The organism is Algiphilus sp. (assembly GCF_023145115.1).
GTDB lineage: Bacteria > Pseudomonadota > Gammaproteobacteria > Nevskiales > Nevskiaceae > Algiphilus.
In genome coordinates this window covers 47,349-63,042 of record NZ_JAGLEJ010000005.1, presented here as the reverse complement: position 1 = coordinate 63,042, position 15,694 = coordinate 47,349, and the positions used below count along the sequence as shown (strand labels likewise).

Annotated in this window: 15 protein-coding genes; 10 read left to right on the top strand and 5 right to left on the bottom strand. The window is 69.8% G+C overall.

From position 1 onward, the window contains the following. Positions 1–104: 104 nt before the first annotated feature. From KAH28_RS01550 to KAH28_RS01540, 3 genes are all read left to right on the top strand, one after another. Positions 105–635 (top strand): hypothetical protein, encoded by a 531-nt coding sequence (locus KAH28_RS01550; protein ID WP_366918104.1) that lies wholly within the window; start codon positions 105–107, stop codon positions 633–635. Then, entirely contained in the window at positions 632–1,819 is a 1,188-nt protein-coding gene (locus KAH28_RS01545; RefSeq protein ID WP_290574042.1) for an iron-containing alcohol dehydrogenase, read from the top strand. Before KAH28_RS01550 ends, KAH28_RS01545 begins: the two co-directional genes overlap by 4 nt. Positions 1,820–1,981: 162 nt before the next feature. Continuing rightward, positions 1,982–5,437, top strand: coding sequence for a choice-of-anchor Q domain-containing protein (locus KAH28_RS01540; protein WP_290574041.1), 3,456 nt, complete (start codon positions 1,982–1,984; stop codon positions 5,435–5,437). A 70-nt stretch (positions 5,438–5,507) separates the two neighbouring features. On the opposite strand, the gene KAH28_RS01535 is transcribed toward KAH28_RS01540, so the two are convergent. Further along, on the bottom strand, positions 5,508–6,446 hold the full coding sequence (locus KAH28_RS01535) for an alpha/beta hydrolase (RefSeq protein WP_290574040.1): 939 nt from the start codon (positions 6,444–6,446) through the stop codon (positions 5,508–5,510). 192 nt (positions 6,447–6,638) lie between these two features. Here KAH28_RS01535 and prpB point away from each other — a divergent pair, with 192 nt between their 5' ends. The 6 genes from prpB to KAH28_RS01505 all read left to right on the top strand — a co-directional run bounded on the left by prpB (position 6,639) and on the right by KAH28_RS01505 (position 11,462). Next, positions 6,639–7,520 (top strand): methylisocitrate lyase, encoded by an 882-nt coding sequence (gene prpB, locus KAH28_RS01530; RefSeq protein WP_290574039.1) that lies wholly within the window; start codon positions 6,639–6,641, stop codon positions 7,518–7,520. 57 nt (positions 7,521–7,577) lie between these two features. Further along, positions 7,578–8,738, top strand: a complete 1,161-nt coding sequence (gene prpC, locus KAH28_RS01525; protein WP_290574038.1) for a 2-methylcitrate synthase — start codon at positions 7,578–7,580, stop codon at positions 8,736–8,738. 102 nt (positions 8,739–8,840) lie between these two features. Then, on the top strand, positions 8,841–9,401 hold the full coding sequence (locus KAH28_RS01520; RefSeq protein ID WP_290574037.1) for a TMEM165/GDT1 family protein: 561 nt from the start codon (positions 8,841–8,843) through the stop codon (positions 9,399–9,401). A 110-nt stretch (positions 9,402–9,511) separates the two neighbouring features. Then, positions 9,512–10,405, top strand: coding sequence for an alpha/beta hydrolase (locus tag KAH28_RS01515; protein ID WP_290574036.1), 894 nt, complete (start codon positions 9,512–9,514; stop codon positions 10,403–10,405). Between the two features lie 5 nt (positions 10,406–10,410). Beyond that, positions 10,411–11,067, top strand: a complete 657-nt coding sequence (locus KAH28_RS01510) for a hypothetical protein (protein WP_290574035.1) — start codon at positions 10,411–10,413, stop codon at positions 11,065–11,067. Continuing rightward, entirely contained in the window at positions 11,064–11,462 is a 399-nt protein-coding gene (locus tag KAH28_RS01505) for a PaaI family thioesterase (RefSeq protein ID WP_290574034.1), read from the top strand. Before KAH28_RS01510 ends, KAH28_RS01505 begins: the two co-directional genes overlap by 4 nt. A gap of 9 nt (positions 11,463–11,471) precedes the next feature. Here the strand turns inward: KAH28_RS01505 and KAH28_RS01500 are convergent, their stop codons facing one another. The 4 genes from KAH28_RS01500 to KAH28_RS01485 form a co-directional block, all read right to left on the bottom strand. Then, positions 11,472–12,239 carry an HDOD domain-containing protein gene (locus KAH28_RS01500; protein WP_290574033.1) on the bottom strand — a complete coding sequence of 256 codons (768 nt, stop codon included), beginning with the start codon at positions 12,237–12,239 and terminating at the stop codon, positions 11,472–11,474. Positions 12,240–12,465: 226 nt separating this feature from the next. Further along, positions 12,466–12,834, bottom strand: a complete 369-nt coding sequence (locus KAH28_RS17420) for a DUF4399 domain-containing protein (protein ID WP_366918107.1) — start codon at positions 12,832–12,834, stop codon at positions 12,466–12,468. Positions 12,835–13,068: 234 nt separating this feature from the next. Continuing rightward, positions 13,069–13,737, bottom strand: coding sequence for a ribose-5-phosphate isomerase RpiA (gene rpiA / locus KAH28_RS01490; RefSeq protein WP_290574031.1), 669 nt, complete (start codon positions 13,735–13,737; stop codon positions 13,069–13,071). Positions 13,738–13,905: 168 nt separating this feature from the next. Beyond that, positions 13,906–14,565 (bottom strand): YggS family pyridoxal phosphate-dependent enzyme, encoded by a 660-nt coding sequence (locus KAH28_RS01485; RefSeq protein WP_366918106.1) that lies wholly within the window; start codon positions 14,563–14,565, stop codon positions 13,906–13,908. A gap of 78 nt (positions 14,566–14,643) precedes the next feature. Here KAH28_RS01485 and KAH28_RS01480 point away from each other — a divergent pair, with 78 nt between their 5' ends. After that, positions 14,644–15,687: a type IV pilus twitching motility protein PilT gene (locus KAH28_RS01480; RefSeq protein WP_290574029.1), complete on the top strand. Its 1,044-nt coding sequence runs from the start codon at positions 14,644–14,646 to the stop codon at positions 15,685–15,687. The last annotated feature ends 7 nt before the right edge of the window (positions 15,688–15,694 follow it).

The following is a 15,694-nucleotide window of genomic DNA, read 5'->3' as shown; positions in this document are numbered from 1 at the left end:
CCTGCCGGCGGGGTGCGGTCGGATGCTCGACGCGCGCGCGGATCGGGCGGACGGTCGCGCGGCGACGCATTAAACTCGCGCGCCCGATTGCACCCGACGCAGCCATGCCATCGATGATGCTTCCGCAGGCCGGCAAGCGCGCCTACGTCGCCACCATGATGGGCGTCATCAGCCGCGCGCTGGTGGCGGCCTCGCGCAGCGACGCCCGGATCCGGCACGAGTTCGCCGGTCTGCGCGACGGCTATCGCATCGCCATGACGGTCTTTCCATCCGGCCCGGGCTTCCTGCTGGAGGTGCACGACGGAGGGCTGGTCGATCGCGTCGCGGGCGCCGACGACTCGGCCGACCTGATCATCCGCTTCAAGCACCTCGATCACGCCTGGCTGGTGTTCTCCTTCCAGGAGGGCACCGCGCGCGCCTTCGCCAACGACCGCATGATCGCCGACGGCGAGGTTTCCGATGCGATCCGGCTGGTGCGCTGCCTCAACCGCATGGAGACGCTGATCCTGCCGCGGTTGATCGCGCGCCGCGCGGTCAAGGACTACGGCGATCTCGGCCTGCCGGAGAAATCGGTCACCGCAGCCCGCATCTATGCCCGGCTCGCCGCCGGCTTCGTCGGAAGGAAGCGATCATGAGCAAGACCTACTACGAGTTCTACTGCCCGGTGAAGACGATCGCCGGCCACAAGGCGCTCGAGCACGTTCCCTACGAGCTGTCGGCGCTGGGCGCGCGGCGGCCGATGATCATCACCGATGCGGGCGTGCGGAAGGCGGGCTTGCTGGCGCCGGTGGAGGCCGCCTTCGCGGGCGCCGAAACCGCGATCCCGGCGGTATTCGACGACGTGCCGCCCGATTCCAGCCTGCAGACCGTGCGCGACGCCGCCGCGCTGTACCGGCAGCACGGCTGCGACGCCATCATCGCCATCGGCGGCGGCTCGGTCATCGACACCAGCAAGGCCGTCAACATCCTCGTGTCGCTGGGGGGCGACGACCTGCTGCAGTACTCGGGCGCGCACAACCTGCCGCGTCCGCTCAACACCCTGTTCGTCGTCCCCACGACCTCGGGGACCGGCTCCGAAGTCACCATGGTGGCGGTGATCTCCGACCCCGAGCGCGAGGTCAAGATCCCGTTCACCTCGTACTTCCTGATGCCGGACGCGGCCGTGCTCGACCCGCGCATGACGCTGACCCTGCCGCCCCGCATCACCGCCATGACCGGCATGGACGCCATGACCCACGCGGTGGAGGCCTACACCTGCATGGCGGCCAACCCGATCAGCGATGCCTATGCCACCGCGGCCATCACCAGGATCAGCGGCAACCTGCTCACCGCGCTCGACCGGCCCGACGATGCCGATGCGCGCCTCGAGCTCGCGCAGGCCTCGACCATGGCCGGCATCGCCTTCTCGAACTCGATGGTGGGGCTGGTGCACGCACTGGGCCATTCGCTGGGCGCGGTCTGCCATCTGCCGCACGGGCTGTGCATGAACCTCTTCCTGCCCTACGCGCTGGAGTACAACCGCGAGGTCAACGGCACTCGCATCGGCGAGCTGCTGCTGCCGCTGGCCGGCGCCGATGTCTACGCCGCGACGCCGGCCGACGAGCGCACCGACCGCGCCATCGCCACCATCCGCAGCATGCGCGACGCGCTCCACGAGCGCGCCGGCCTGCCGCGCACGCTCCAGGAGACCGGCAGCGTGCAGCGCGACCAGCTCGACGCCATCGCCGACCGTGCGCTCGACGACGGCGCGATCATCTTCAATCCGCGCGAGGCGGACCGCGCACAGCTGATGGCCGTGCTCGAGAGCGCCTGGGGCTGACCGCGGGCAGCGGCGTACCGCTCGTCGCGATCGTGCAGCCGATGCATCCGGATCGGCGTCCCGCTCGTAGCGAAGGGGTGAAGGGGTAGCGAATTCGGGGGTCAACACCGACATCCGTGCCTTCTTCGTCACTCCGCATACGGGCAACCAAGGAGCATCCGGATGAAACGCGAGTCAACAACGATCAAGGCGGGCCGCGCGCTGCTGCGCGGCGGAGCAGCCGCCACCATGCTGTTCGCCGGCAACGCGCTGGCGACCGAATACACCGTCACCACGCTGGACGACAACACCGTCAACGACGGCGACATCAGCCTTCGCGAGGCGATCGACGCCGCGCGCACCGACGCCGCCGTGGGTGACGCCCCGGCGGGTTCCGCAGACGGCGACAGCATCGTCTTCGATACCGGGCTGTTCTCCGTCGATCCGACCATCGTCCTGAATCCCGCACTCGGTCCGCTGCAGATCGGCGACGATGTCAGCATCGACGGCAGCGGCACCGTGCCGCCCGTGACCGTGACCATCGACGCCAACGGCGTCCAGGCGTTCGCGATCGATGCGGCCGGTGGCGCTGGCGGCATGCAGGCGGTCAGCATCGCCGATCTCTCGATCACCAGCGGCTTCAGCACCACCAGCGGCGGCGCGATGATCATCGCGGCGGGCAGCGAAGTGGCACTGGACGGCGTCGGCATCAACGGCAGCGTTGCCAATGGCGGCAACGCCGACCAGGGCGGTGGCGCCATCTTCAATGCCGGCATGCTGACCATCACCGGCGGCGACATCAGCGACAATTCCGCGCCCACCGGATCGGGCAGCGGCGGCGCCATCTTCAACGCCGACAACGCGACGCTCAGCGTCTCCGGAACGCTGTTCAACAACAACAGCGCACAGCGCGCCGGTGGCGCCATCGAGGCGCGTGCCGGATCGACCACCACGCTCGACGGCGTCACGCTCGACGGCAACAGCACCGGCCCGTCCCCCGGCAACGGCGGCGGCCTGCACATCACCGGTGCCGGTGACGCCACCATCACCGGCGGCAGCGTGACCGGCAACAGCGCGGCCAACGAGGGCGGCGGCCTGTGGAACGGCTTCGGCACGATGGTCGTCGACAGCACCACGGTCACCGGCAACACCGCCAGCGGCGATGGGCCCGCCAACGGCGGCGGCGGCATCTTCAACAACGAGGGCACGCTGCAGGTCGACGGTGCCACCATCAGCGGCAACACCGCCGATGGCACCTCCGGCAGCGGTGGCGGCATCCTCAACAAGGGATCCGAGACGCGCACCGGCACGCTGTCGGTCACCGGCGGCGCGATCTCCGGCAACACCTCGAACCGCGCCGGCGGCGGCATCGAGGCAACCGACTTCACCGACACCGCGCTCACCGATGTGACGCTGTCCGACAACACCACCGGCGCCAACCCCGGCAACGGCGGCGGCATGCATCTCTCGGGCGGCGCCAGCGCCTCGGTCTCGGGCGGCACTGTCGACGGCAACACCGCGGCCAGCGAAGGCGGCGGCCTGTGGAACAACACCGGCCTGATGACGGTGAGCGGCACCACCATCACCGACAACGTCGCCAACGGTGCCGATGCCGACAACGGCGGGGGCGGCCTGTTCAACAACACCGGCCGCATGGAGCTGACCGACGTCACCGTCTCCGGCAACAGCGCCGCGGGCGCCTCGGGCAGCGGCGGCGGCATCCTCAACCTCGGACCCGACTCGGCCATGCCCGACCGCGGCGTGCTGATCGTCAGCGGCGGCACCATCTCGAACAATGATTCGAGCCGGGCCGGCGGCGGCATCGAGGCCACCGCCAACACCACCACCACGCTCTCCGACGGCCTGATGCTCAGCGGCAACAGCACCGGTCCGGCGCCGGGCAACGGCGGCGGCATGCACATCACCGGTGCCGGCGATGCCGACATCTCGGACGTCACGGTGTCGAACAACAGCGCCACCGCCGAGGGCGGCGGTCTGTGGAACGGTGCCGGCACGATGACGGTGGCCGACAGCACCATCGCCGACAACAGCGCGGCGGGCGCCGATGCCGATCAGGGCGGCGGCGGCCTGTTCAACCTGGCCGGCACGCTGACGCTGACCGACACCACCGTCACCGGCAACGACGCCACCGGCGCCGCCGGCAGCGGCGGCGGCATCCTCAACACCGGCGCCGAGCTCTCGGTGACCGGCGGCAGCATCAGCGACAACACCTCCATGCGCGCCGGCGGCGGCATCGAGGACAACAACAGCGCCGGCAGCAGTGTCATCACGCTCACCTCGGTGACCTTCAGCGGCAACAGCACGGGCCCCAGCCCGGGCAACGGCGGCGCCTTCCACGTCACCGGCGCCAATGCCGAGATCCTGGTCGATCGCGTCACCGCGAGCGGCAACTCGGCGGCCAATGAGGGCGGCGGCCTGTGGAACTTCGCCGAGGCGAGCATGGTGGTGGTCAACAGCACCATCTCGGGCAATTCCGCTACCGGAAACGGCGGCGGCGGACTGTTCAACCAGCCGCTCGGCGATCTCGCGCTGCTCAACGTGACGGTGGCCGACAACGCCGCCACCACCGGCATGGGCGGTGGCGTGCTGAATGCCGATACCGGCGTGGTGACCGCGGTCAACGCGCTGCTTGCCGGCAACACGGCGAGCGGCGGCGGCAATGATGTCAGCGGCGCCATCGCCGCCGACTACACGCTGATCGCCGATGCCGGTGGTGCCACCATCGACGGCGGCAACAACGTCACCGGAAGCGACGCCGGGATCAGCGATCTGGCGGCCAACGGCGGTCCGACCCAGACGCATGCGCTGATGGCGGGCAGCCCGGCCGCCGGCGCCGGCGACGACGCCACCTGCCAGGGCGCCGAGGTCGGCGGCATCGACCAGCGCGGCGTCACCCGCAAGTCCCCGGACTGCGATATCGGTGCCTACGAGCTGGTCGACGGCACCGAGGCCATGGTCGGCAACAACAGTGCCGAGACGGTCGACGCGGTTCCCGGCGATACCGACGTGCAGGCAGTAGCCTTCAGCGTTGCCAACGATGCCTCGGCGATCGAGAACATCGCCGTCGGCGGCTTCAGCGGTTCGCTCGACGGCATGGGTGACATCGCCGGGACGCTGGTCAATCCGCAGCTCTACATCGACGCCAACGGCAACGGCATGGTCGATTCGGGCGAGTCGGCGCTGTCCTCGGCCCAGGCGAGCATCTCCCTCGATGCCGCCGCGGGCAGCTTCAGCGTCGACTTCGCCAGCGATCGCCTGATCGCGCCGGGCCAGACCGAGAACTACCTGCTCACGGTCGACATCGGCACCACGTCGTCGTCGCTCGGCGGCGGTGCCGCGCTGGCCATGCTGGCCGGCGGCACCGGGCTCCCGCTGCTCGCCATCGGCATGATCGGTGCGCCGCGTCGCCGCGGCGCCCTGGCGGCGTTGCTGGTGATCGGCGGCATCGGTCTCGCCGGCTGTGACGGCAGTGCGCCGCGCGGCGTGGTCGACGACAACGTGATCGTCGATGCCCGCTTCACGGTGGAGCAGGTGGACGCCACCGGCGCCTCCAGCGGTCTGCCGGCCGAGGGGATCGCGCTACCCGTCGAAGGGCCGCGCATCGTGGTCTCGCAGTAGCAGGTCCGCGCTGTAGCAGCAGGACCCACGGGGGCCACCGGCATGCCGGTGGCCCCCTTTTTCGTGGGTATCAGCCGGCCAGCTGCTCGTGCAGCCAGGCGCAGCTCTCGTCCACTTCCCGGCGCGCGCCGGAGAACAGCGTGTAGAAGCTGATGAAGCCGTGGATGGTGTCGTCGTGGTGGCTGCGCGTCACCGGTACGCCGGCTTTCTCCAGCTTGTCGGCGTAGGCGCGACCGTCATCGCACAGCGGGTCGAAGGCCGCCGTGATGACGCGCGCGGGCGGCAGGCCGTCATGGCGCTCGGCCCGTCGCGGCGACAGCCGCGGATCGGCCAGATCGGTGCCCTCCGGCACGTAGTGGCCGAGGAACCATTCCATGTCGACGCGCGTGAGCAGGTAGCCCTCGGCGTTGTCGATCATCGACTGGGTCTCGTCCCCGGCATCGGTCACCGGATAGATCAGCAGCTGCGCGCGCAGCGCGGGGCCGCCCTCGTCGCGCAGACGGATGGCGGTACCGGCCGCCAGGTTGCCGCCGGCGCTGTCGCCGCCCACCGCCATGCGCCCGGCATCGATACCGAGATCGGTGGCGTTGCGCGCCACCCAGCGCACTGCCGCGAGCGCATCGTCCGGGGCCGCTGGGAAGGGATGCTCGGGCGCCAGCCGGTAGTCCACCGAGACCACCGCGCATTGCGCGCCGGCGCACAGCGCCCGGCAGAGGTGGTCGTAGGTGGACACATCGCCGATCACGAAGCCGCCGCCGTGGAAGAAGACCAGCACCGGTGGCGGCGCCGCGGCATCGGCCGGCAGATAGAGCCGGGCGCCGATGGTGCCCTCATCGGTCGGTATGGCGAGCTCGCGGGTGCCCCCGATGGCTGCGTCGGTCGGCGGGATGAGCCCCATCAGCTGCGCGAAGGCCGCGCGCCCCTGATCCGGTGGCAGGTCGCTGAAGGCAGGTGCTTGCGCGGCGGCCAGCTGATCGAGCAGCTGCCGGACTTCGGGATGCAGCGCCATGGAATGTCTCCTTCGTTCTAGTGGGAATGGCGATCCCGGATGCTAGCGGATCGACAGCGCGGTCAGACTACCCGACCGGGCGGTTGGGAGCGCCCGGTTCGTCGTTACGCTTTGTTTTAAACTTCCGTCGGCTCCACACACCGTCCAGGCGGCCGCAGCGCGGCACGCGCCGGACACGCACAGGAAAGAACCATGAGCGATTCCGCGGGCGCACGCTTCCGCGCGGCACTTGCCGAAGAGACGCCGCTGCAGGTCATCGGCGCGATCAACGCCAACCACGCCCTGCTCGCCCAGCGCGCGGGCTTCCGCGCGATCTACCTCTCCGGCGGCGGTGTCGCCGCCGGCAGTCTGGGCCTCCCGGACCTCGGCATCTCGGGGCTGGAGGATGTGCTGGTCGACGTCCGCCGCATCACCGATGTCTGCGACACGCCCCTGCTGGTGGACGTCGACACCGGCTTCGGGTCGAGCTTCTTCAACGTCGCCCGCACCACCAGGTCGATGATCAAGGCCGGCGCCGCCGCCATGCACATCGAGGATCAGGTCGGCGCCAAGCGCTGCGGACACCGGCCGAACAAGGAGATCGTCTCCAAGCAGGAGATGGTGGATCGCGTCAAGGCCGCCGTCGACGCGCGCACCGATCCCGACTTCGTGATCATGGCGCGCACCGACGCGCTCGCCGTCGAGGGGCTGGACGCCGCCATCGATCGCGCGGCGGCCTGCGCCGAGGCCGGCGCGGACATGATCTTCCCCGAGGCGATGACCGAACTGGACATGTACAAGCGCTTCGCCGGCGCGGTCGGCGTGCCGGTGCTGGCCAACATCACCGAGTTCGGCAGCACGCCGCTGTTCACCGTCGACGAGCTCGCCGGCGCCGACGTCAGCCTGGTGCTCTACCCGCTGTCCGCGTTCCGTGCCATGAACAAGGCCGCGCAGGCGGTCTACGAGGCGGTGCGCCGCGACGGCACGCAGAAGAACGTGGTCGATACCATGCAAACTCGCTCCGAGCTCTACGAGGCCATCGGCTATCACGACTACGAGCAGAAGCTCGACGCTCTGTTCTCCAAGAAGCAGTGAGCCGCCGGCCGCTGTCCGCAACCCCTTTCCCGAAATCGCATCCAGGGAGACAAACGCATGAGTGACGACGCCACCAACAAGAGCGGCTTCAAGCCCAAGAAGTCGGTCGCCCTGTCGGGCGTGGCCGCCGGCAACACCGCGCTGTGCACGGTCGGTCGCAGTGGCAACGACCTGCACTATCGCGGCTACGACATCCTCGATCTCGCCGAGACCTGCGACTTCGAGGAGATCGCCTACCTGCTGGTGCATACCAAGCTGCCGACCCGCGCCGAGCTCGCGGCCTACAAGGCCAAGCTGAAGCGTCTGCGTGGCCTGCCGGTGGCGGTCACCGATGCGCTCGAGGCGCTGCCGGCGTCGTCGCATCCCATGGACGTCATGCGCACCGGTGTCTCGGCGCTGGGCTGCGCGCTGCCCGAGAAGGACGACCACAATACCGCCGGCGCACGCGATCTCGCCGATCGCCTGCTCGCCAGCCTCGGCTCGATGCTGCTGTACTGGTATCACTTCAGCCACAACAGCAAGCGCATCGATACCGAGACCGATGACGACTCCATCGGTGGCCACTTCCTGCACCTGCTGCACGGCGAGCCGCCGAGCGAGAGCTGGGAGCGCGCCATGCACACCAGCCTCATCCTCTACGCCGAGCACGAGTTCAACGCGTCGACCTTCACCTCGCGCGTCATCACCGGCACCGGCGCCGACATGTACGGCGCCATCTGCGGCGGCATCGCGGCGCTGCGTGGACCCAAGCACGGCGGCGCCAACGAGGTCGCCTTCGACATCCAGCAGCGCTACGACGGACCGGACGAAGCCGAGGCCGACATCCGCAAGCGGGTCGAGAACAAGGAAGTCGTCATCGGCTTCGGGCACCCGGTCTACACCGTCTCCGATCCCCGCAACAAGGTGATCAAGGAAGTCGCGCGCAAGCTCTCCGAGGAGCAGGGCAACATGAAGATGTTCAGCATTGCCGAGCGCCTCGAGTCGGTGATGTGGGAAGTCAAGAAGATGTTCCCGAACCTCGACTGGTTCAGCGCCGTGAGCTACTACATGATGGGGGTGCCCACCGCCATGTTCACGCCGCTGTTCGTCATCGCGCGCACCGCCGGCTGGAGCGCCCACATCATCGAGCAGCGCCTCGACGGCAAGATCATCCGTCCCTCGGCCAACTACACCGGCCCCGAGGACCAGACCTTCCTGCCCATCGACAAGCGCAGCTAGTCGCGACTTCGGCGGGCCGGGCCTGGTACGCGGTCCGGCCCGCCCGGCTCGTCCGCGGTATCGACGCGCGCGAGCCGCGCATGCGGCCCGAGGGGTGCCGCCATGGACGCATTCGCCGTTTCCACCGCGCTGGTGGCGATCGCCGAGATCGGCGACAAGACCCAGTTGCTGGCGCTGGCGCTGGCCGCGCGCTATCGCCGAGCACCGGCGATCTGCGCCGGCATCCTGGTGGCGACCGTCGCCAATCACGCCCTGGCCGGTGCGGCGGGCCTGTTCATCGCGCACGAGCTGCCGGAGGGCGTCCTGCAGTGGGTCGTGGGCCTGTCCTTCATCGCCATGGCGGCGTGGATGCTGGTGCCCGACCGGCTCGACGATGACGAGATGCCGCGCGCCAGCCAGCGCGGCGCCTTCGCGGCCACGCTCATCCTGTTCTTCATTGCCGAGATGGGGGACAAGACCCAGATCGCCACCGCCGGGCTGGCGGCGCGCTTCGATACCGCGGCGGTCGCCGTTGTCGCAGGCAGCACGCTGGGCATGCTGATCGCCAACGTGCCGGTCGTCTGGCTCGGCGACCGCTATGCGCCGCGGATTCCGTTCGCCGTGGTCCGGGCGGCCAGCGCCGCGCTGTTCGCCCTCCTCGGAGTGGCCACGCTGCTCTGGTAGGCAGAGACAGCAGCGGGACGCACCCCCGCACGGCGATGCAGGGCGGCGCCCGCTTGCGTACATTGCGGGAACAGGCGCGCGTGCATGCGCCGTATTGCGAGGAGACCCCGATGAGCGGCCTGGCGGCATGGCGTGCCGGCGGCGACAACTTCGATTTCGGTGGCCACCGGGTGTTCTACCGTCACGCCCGGCGCGAAGTGGCGACGCCGCGCGCGCTGGTGTGCATCCACGGCTTTCCCACGGCGTCGTGGGACTGGCATCGCGTCTGGGATCGTCTCTGCGCCGCCTTCGACATCGTCGTGGCACCCGACATGCTCGGCTTCGGCTACTCGGCGAAACCGCGCGGTCATCGCTATCGCATTGCCGAGCAGTGCGACCTGCACGAGCAGCTGGCGGCGCATCTCGGCATCTCGGAGGCCGTCCTGCTGGCGCACGACTACGGCGACACGGTGGCACAGGAGTGGCTGGCGCGGACCCTCGACGGCAGCGCGCGCGTACGGCCGCAGGCCGTGGCGCTGCTCAACGGCGGCCTCTTCCCCGAGACTCATCGGCCACGACCGGTGCAGCGGATGCTGGCCTCGCCGCTGGGGCCGCTGCTCGCGCGTGCCATGCGCCGGAGCAGTTTCGAGCGCAGCTTCCGCGCCATCTTCGGCACCGACACCCAGCCCTCCGACGCCGAGCTGGCCGATTTCTGGGCGCTGCTCGCGCGCGATCGCGGCACCGTCGCGATGGCGCGGCTGATCCACTACATGGCCGAGCGCCGCCAGTGGCGGGCGCGCTGGGTGGACGCACTGGTGCGCAGTCCGGTGCCGCTGCGGCTGATCAATGGTCTGGTCGATCCGGTGTCGGGCGCCCACATGGTCGAGCGCTACCGCACGCTGGTGCCGCGCCCCGATGTCGTGGCCCTCGACGGCATCGGCCACTATCCGCAGATCGAGGCACCCGACGCGGTCGCCGATGCCTTCCTCGAATGGCCGGCGCTGCGTGCGCCGGCGGACCGGTGAACGGCATGGCGGCACTGCTCGGCTTCCATGCGCTGTTCGGGGTCGTGGCGGTGCTGGCGCTCGGCTTCGCACCGGCGGGTTTCTACGGTATCGCCATCACCGCCCTGGTGGTCGGCTACCACGTAGCGCTGGTGGGATGGAGCGCCTGGAGACGCCAGCGCGAGTGGCTGGTGCTATGGGGTTTCCTCCTGCCGCTGTCGCTGCTGCAGGTAGTGCCGGACTGGATCCTGGTCGAGCAGATCGGCAGTCTGCAGTTCTTCGACCACGGCGTGCCGCGCATCGGAGCGGTGCCGGTGTACATGGCCGGCATGTGGATGATCCCGCTGTTCGTGATCGTGCGCTGTGCCGATGCCATGCCGCGCGGCGGGATGCGACCGCTCGCCGCGCTGATCGCGGCGCTGGTGGTGTTCGGCGCAGCCGAGCTGCTGGCGGCGCCGCTCGGGTTGTGGGCGATGCGCGGGGTCGACGAGGCATTCATGGGTGCGGCCCTCTACGTGCTGCCGGCCGAGGCATTGCTGGGTCTTGCCGCCTGGTGGGGGCATCGCCTCATGCGCGGGCGCGCCTGGCCGCTGCGCGCGCTGGTGGCAGCAGGCATCAGCGTGCTGTATACCGGCGCGCTGATCACCGGCTACTTCTTCATCGAAACGGGAGCGACTCCTTGAACGCACGGCTCGACCGCGTCCGCGCGCTGCCGCTGCATCGCGATCTGGGCGTGCAGCGGATCACCAGCGATGGCGGCAGCGCGACGCTGCACTTCACGGTGACCGACTACACCGTCAATCCCGCGGGTGCGCTGCACGGCGGTGTGCTGTACACGCTATGCGACGTCTGCGCCTACGCGGCGCTGCTCGGCGTCATCGACGACACGCAGGAGGCGGTGACCCATGATCTGCATGTGTCCGTCATGAGCGCTGCCCGCCTCGGTGACGAGGTGGTGGTGAGCGCCTCGGTGGTCAAGCGGGGGCGCAGCGTCTGCTTTCTCGACGTCGTCGCGCGCGTCGGGGATCGCGTCATCGCGACCGCGCGCGTGACGAAGAGCCTGATCGCGACGGACTGATCGCCGCGCTCAGACGGCCAGGCGGGCCCTGGCACCTTCGTGCGCCTGCCGGATGGGGGGCGCGTCCAGGAAGTGGCCTTCGGCGTCGAGGCCCATCTTGTCCAGCGCGCTGATCGGCGCGACCGTGGGAGTCTTGCCTTCGTGCAGGGACCAGCCGTGTACCGCCACGATGACGACATCGGCGATCTCGGCGGCGCCGCCGTGATGGCGGTGCGGGTCGGCCACGATCGGCGGGATCTCCTGCAGCATTCCGGGGAACGCCCAGCGCGCCAGCAGCGCCCGGCCGATCTCGGGGTGCGTGGCGGTCACCAGCTCGTCGATCGCCGCCGGCGACAGGTCCGCTGCCGGCATGTCGTCGAGCAGCCGGATCAGGGGCAGTGCACCGACCATGTGCAGCAGGCCGCCGAGCATGGCGGTCTCCGGACGGAAACCCGTGCACTCGCGCGCCAGGGCCTCGCTGAGCGCGGCGACGCCCAGGCTGCGGTTCCACAGCCGGCGCGCGAACTCGCGCAGCGAGCTCTGCCGGGCGAGAAACATCTGCTCGACCGCGAGGCGATGCACCAGGGCCCGCGTATAGGCGAGGCCGAGCCGTGTGACGGCTGCCTGCACGGTCTGCACGCGCACGCGGCTGGCGCTGAAGGCGCTGTTGGCGGCGTGCATGAGGCGCGCCGCGATCGCCGGATCCTGTGCGATGGCGGCTGCCACGTCGGTCGCGCAGGCGTCCTCCGAGCCGACGATGGCGTCGATGCGCATGGCCAGATCGGGCAGGGTGGGCATGGGAAGGCGCCCGGCCGCGAGGCGGGCGCGAACGTCCGCCACCAGTTCCGGTGGGGACAGGGATGCGATTGCCGGGGCCGGTGCGGATTGCATGGCGCCAGTGTCGGTCCTGGTGCCGACGGGAACGCATCCCGGGCGACCAGCGGCGGCGCTTCGTCGATGGATGCGCGCCGCAGCGCCGGATGCGGGCCGCGCGCGCCGGCGCGGCCCGTGCTGTCCGGGATCTCTACTCGGTGACGGTGATGGTGATGCGCTCGCTGCTTACCACCGGATCGTGCGGCTGATGCTTCCAGTCGCCCAGCACCAGCTGAAGGGTGTGCTCGCCCGGCTCGAGGTCGAGCTCGGTCTCGGTCTGGCCGCCCCCGAAGTGGATGAACTGCTCGTTGGACGGCAGCGGGCGATCGGTCGGGATCTCGTCGACATCGACCAGCAGGTGGTGATGGCCGGTGCCCTCCTTGTGCATGCCGGCGGGCGCGACCCCCATGCCGGCGAGGCCGAACTTCACCATCACCGGACCGGAGACGGTGTCGCCGTCGGCCGGGCTGATGAAGTAGACGCTGGCGCCCTCGGGGGCGGGCAGGCGGCCGGTGGGCATGGGCGACGATGCAGCGGTGTCGTCGTCACCGGCTGCCGCGGCGGGAGCGGCAGGCTCGCCGGCGGTGCCGGCCGTCGAGGCGGTGCTCGGTGCGGCCTCACTGGTGTCGCCCGCGGTCGAGTCGGTGTTGCCGCAGGCCGTCAGGCCGAGGGCGAGGCTCAACCCGAGGGCGGTGATCAGCTTGGTCATTGCGTTCGGCATGCGAATGCTCCTTGGCGTGGGGGAATGGGGATGTCAGTGGTCGCCGGGTCGGCGGATGTCGACCCCGGATGCCGACCCCACCAGCAGGACATCGGCGGCGCGTCGGGCGAACAGGCCCACAGTGACGATGCCCGGGATCTGGTTGAGAGTCCGCTCCATCGCGACTGGATCGGTCAGATCGATCCCGGTGACGTCGAGGATGACGTTCCCGTTGTCCGTGGTCACGCCCTCGCGCAGTACCGGCCGGCCGCCGAGCGCGACCAGCTTGCGCGCGACCATCGAGCGCGCCATGGGAATGACCTCGACGGGCAGCGGGAATGCGCCGAGCACGCGCACGCACTTGCTCTCGTCGACGATGCAGACGAAGCGGCGGCTGGCCTCGGCGACGATCTTCTCGCGCGTCAGCGCGCCGCCGCCGCCTTTGATCAGCCGCAGGTGCGGATCGGCCTCGTCGGCGCCGTCGATGTAGCAGTCCAGACCGCCGGCCTCATTGAGGTCCGTCACCGCGATGCGGTGGCTGCGCAGCCGCTCGGTCGAGGCTTCCGACGACGAGACCGCCGCCCTGATGCCGGGGCCGCGGCTGGCGAGCAGGTCGATGAAGATGTTGACGGTGGATCCGGTACCCACGCCGAGCACGTCGCCTTCGTGGACATGGGTGAGCGCGGCTTCGGCCGCGCGGCGCTTGGCGTCGTCCTGGGACATGCCGTCTGAGGGTATGGGCCAATCGGCAGGATAGCGAATGGCAGCCTGCAGCGCCGTGTTCAGTGGCCGCCCGCGACCCGGTTGCGCGCGGCATCCCGGGCCGCCGCCGGTGCCCGACATGCGCATGCACCGGCCGCTGCGCTCGCTCGCCGTGCCGCGGGCATCGTCTCAGTCCCGGGCGCCGAACAGCGCGCTGCCGACGCGCACCATGGTCGCGCCGCAGGCGATGGCGGTCTCGAAATCGTCGCTCATGCCCATCGACAGCGTGTCCAGCGGCAGGCCGCGGTCGCGCAGTCGGTCGAACAGCGCGCGCATCGCGGTGAAGGCGCGCTCGCCGTCGTCGCGGGCGGGAATGCACATCAGGCCGCGCAGGGTCAGCCCGGGCTGGGCGAGCACGGCCTCGCAGAGGGCTTCGGCATCGTCCGGCGCCACGCCCGACTTGCTTGCCTCGCCGGATGCGTTGACCTGCACGCAGACCTGCAGCGGCGGACGCGCGGTGCCGCGCGCCGTACCCAGGCGGCGCACGATGCGCTCGCGGTCGACGCCCTGTGCCCAGTCGAAGTGCTCGGCGATATCGGCGCACTTGTTGGACTGGATGGGGCCGATGTGGTGCCAGGTGAGCGCATCGTCGGCGAGCGCTGCGCGCTTGGCGATGCCCTCCTGGGCGTAGTTCTCGCCGAACACCGTCTGTCCGGCGGCACGCGCGGCGCGCACGGCCTCGGCCGGCTGCTTCTTCGAAACCGCGACCAGTGTCACCGCTGCCGCGTGGCCGGCGCGTGCGCTGGCGGCCGCGATGCGGCCGTTCAGTGCCGTCAGGCGCTCGGTCATCGTGTTCGTATGGTCAGTCACGCTCGGCATCTATAGTCTTGGGCCCTCGCAAGGGGGAAACGGGGAGCATCCCGCCACATGGACATCACGCAGTTGCTGACCTTCGCGGTCAAGCAGAACGCATCGGATCTGCACCTGTCGTCGGGCGTCGAGCCGATGATCCGCGTGGACGGTGACGTCAAGCGCATCAACCTGCCGCCGCTGTCGCACAAGGACGTGCACGCCATGATCTACGACATCATGAACGACAAGCAGCGCAAGGACTACGACGAGCACTTCGAGACCGATTTCTCCTTCGAGATCCAGGGGCTGGCGCGCTTCCGCGTCAACGCCTTCAATCAGGGCCGCGGTGCCGGTGCGGTGTTCCGCACGATTCCGTCCAAGATCCTTTCGCTGGAGGATCTCGGTGCCCCCGAGATCTTCAAGAAGATCGTCGACGTGCCGCGCGGCATCGTGCTGGTCACCGGACCCACCGGCTCGGGCAAGTCCACCACGCTGGCGGCGATGATCGACTACATCAACAAGAACGAGCACGGCCACATCCTCACCATCGAGGATCCCATCGAGTTCGTCCACCAGTCCAACCGCTGCCTGATCAACCAGCGCGAGGTGCATCGCGATACCGAAGGCTTCAACCAGGCGCTGCGCTCGGCGCTGCGCGAGGACCCCGACGTCATCCTGGTCGGCGAGCTGCGCGATCTCGAGACCATCCGGCTGGCGCTGACCGCGGCCGAGACCGGCCATCTCGTCTTCGGCACGCTGCATACCAGCTCCGCGGCCAAGACCATCGATCGCATCGTCGACGTCTTCCCGGCGGCCGAGAAGGACATGGTGCGGGCCATGCTCTCGGAGTCGCTGCGCGCGGTGATCTCGCAGTCACTGCTCAAGAAGCTGGGCGGCGGTCGCGTGGCCGCGCACGAGATCATGATCGGCAACGCCGCCATCCGGAACCTGATCCGCGAGAACAAGATCGCCCAGATGTACTCCGCCATCCAGACGGGCGGGCGCGAGGGCATGCAGACCCTCGACCAGAATCTCAAGGATCTCGTGCGTCAGGGCAAGGTGAGCAGTTCCGAGGCCCGCATGTACGCCAATTCCAAGGCCGACTTCTCGGCCGCCTGAGCGGGTA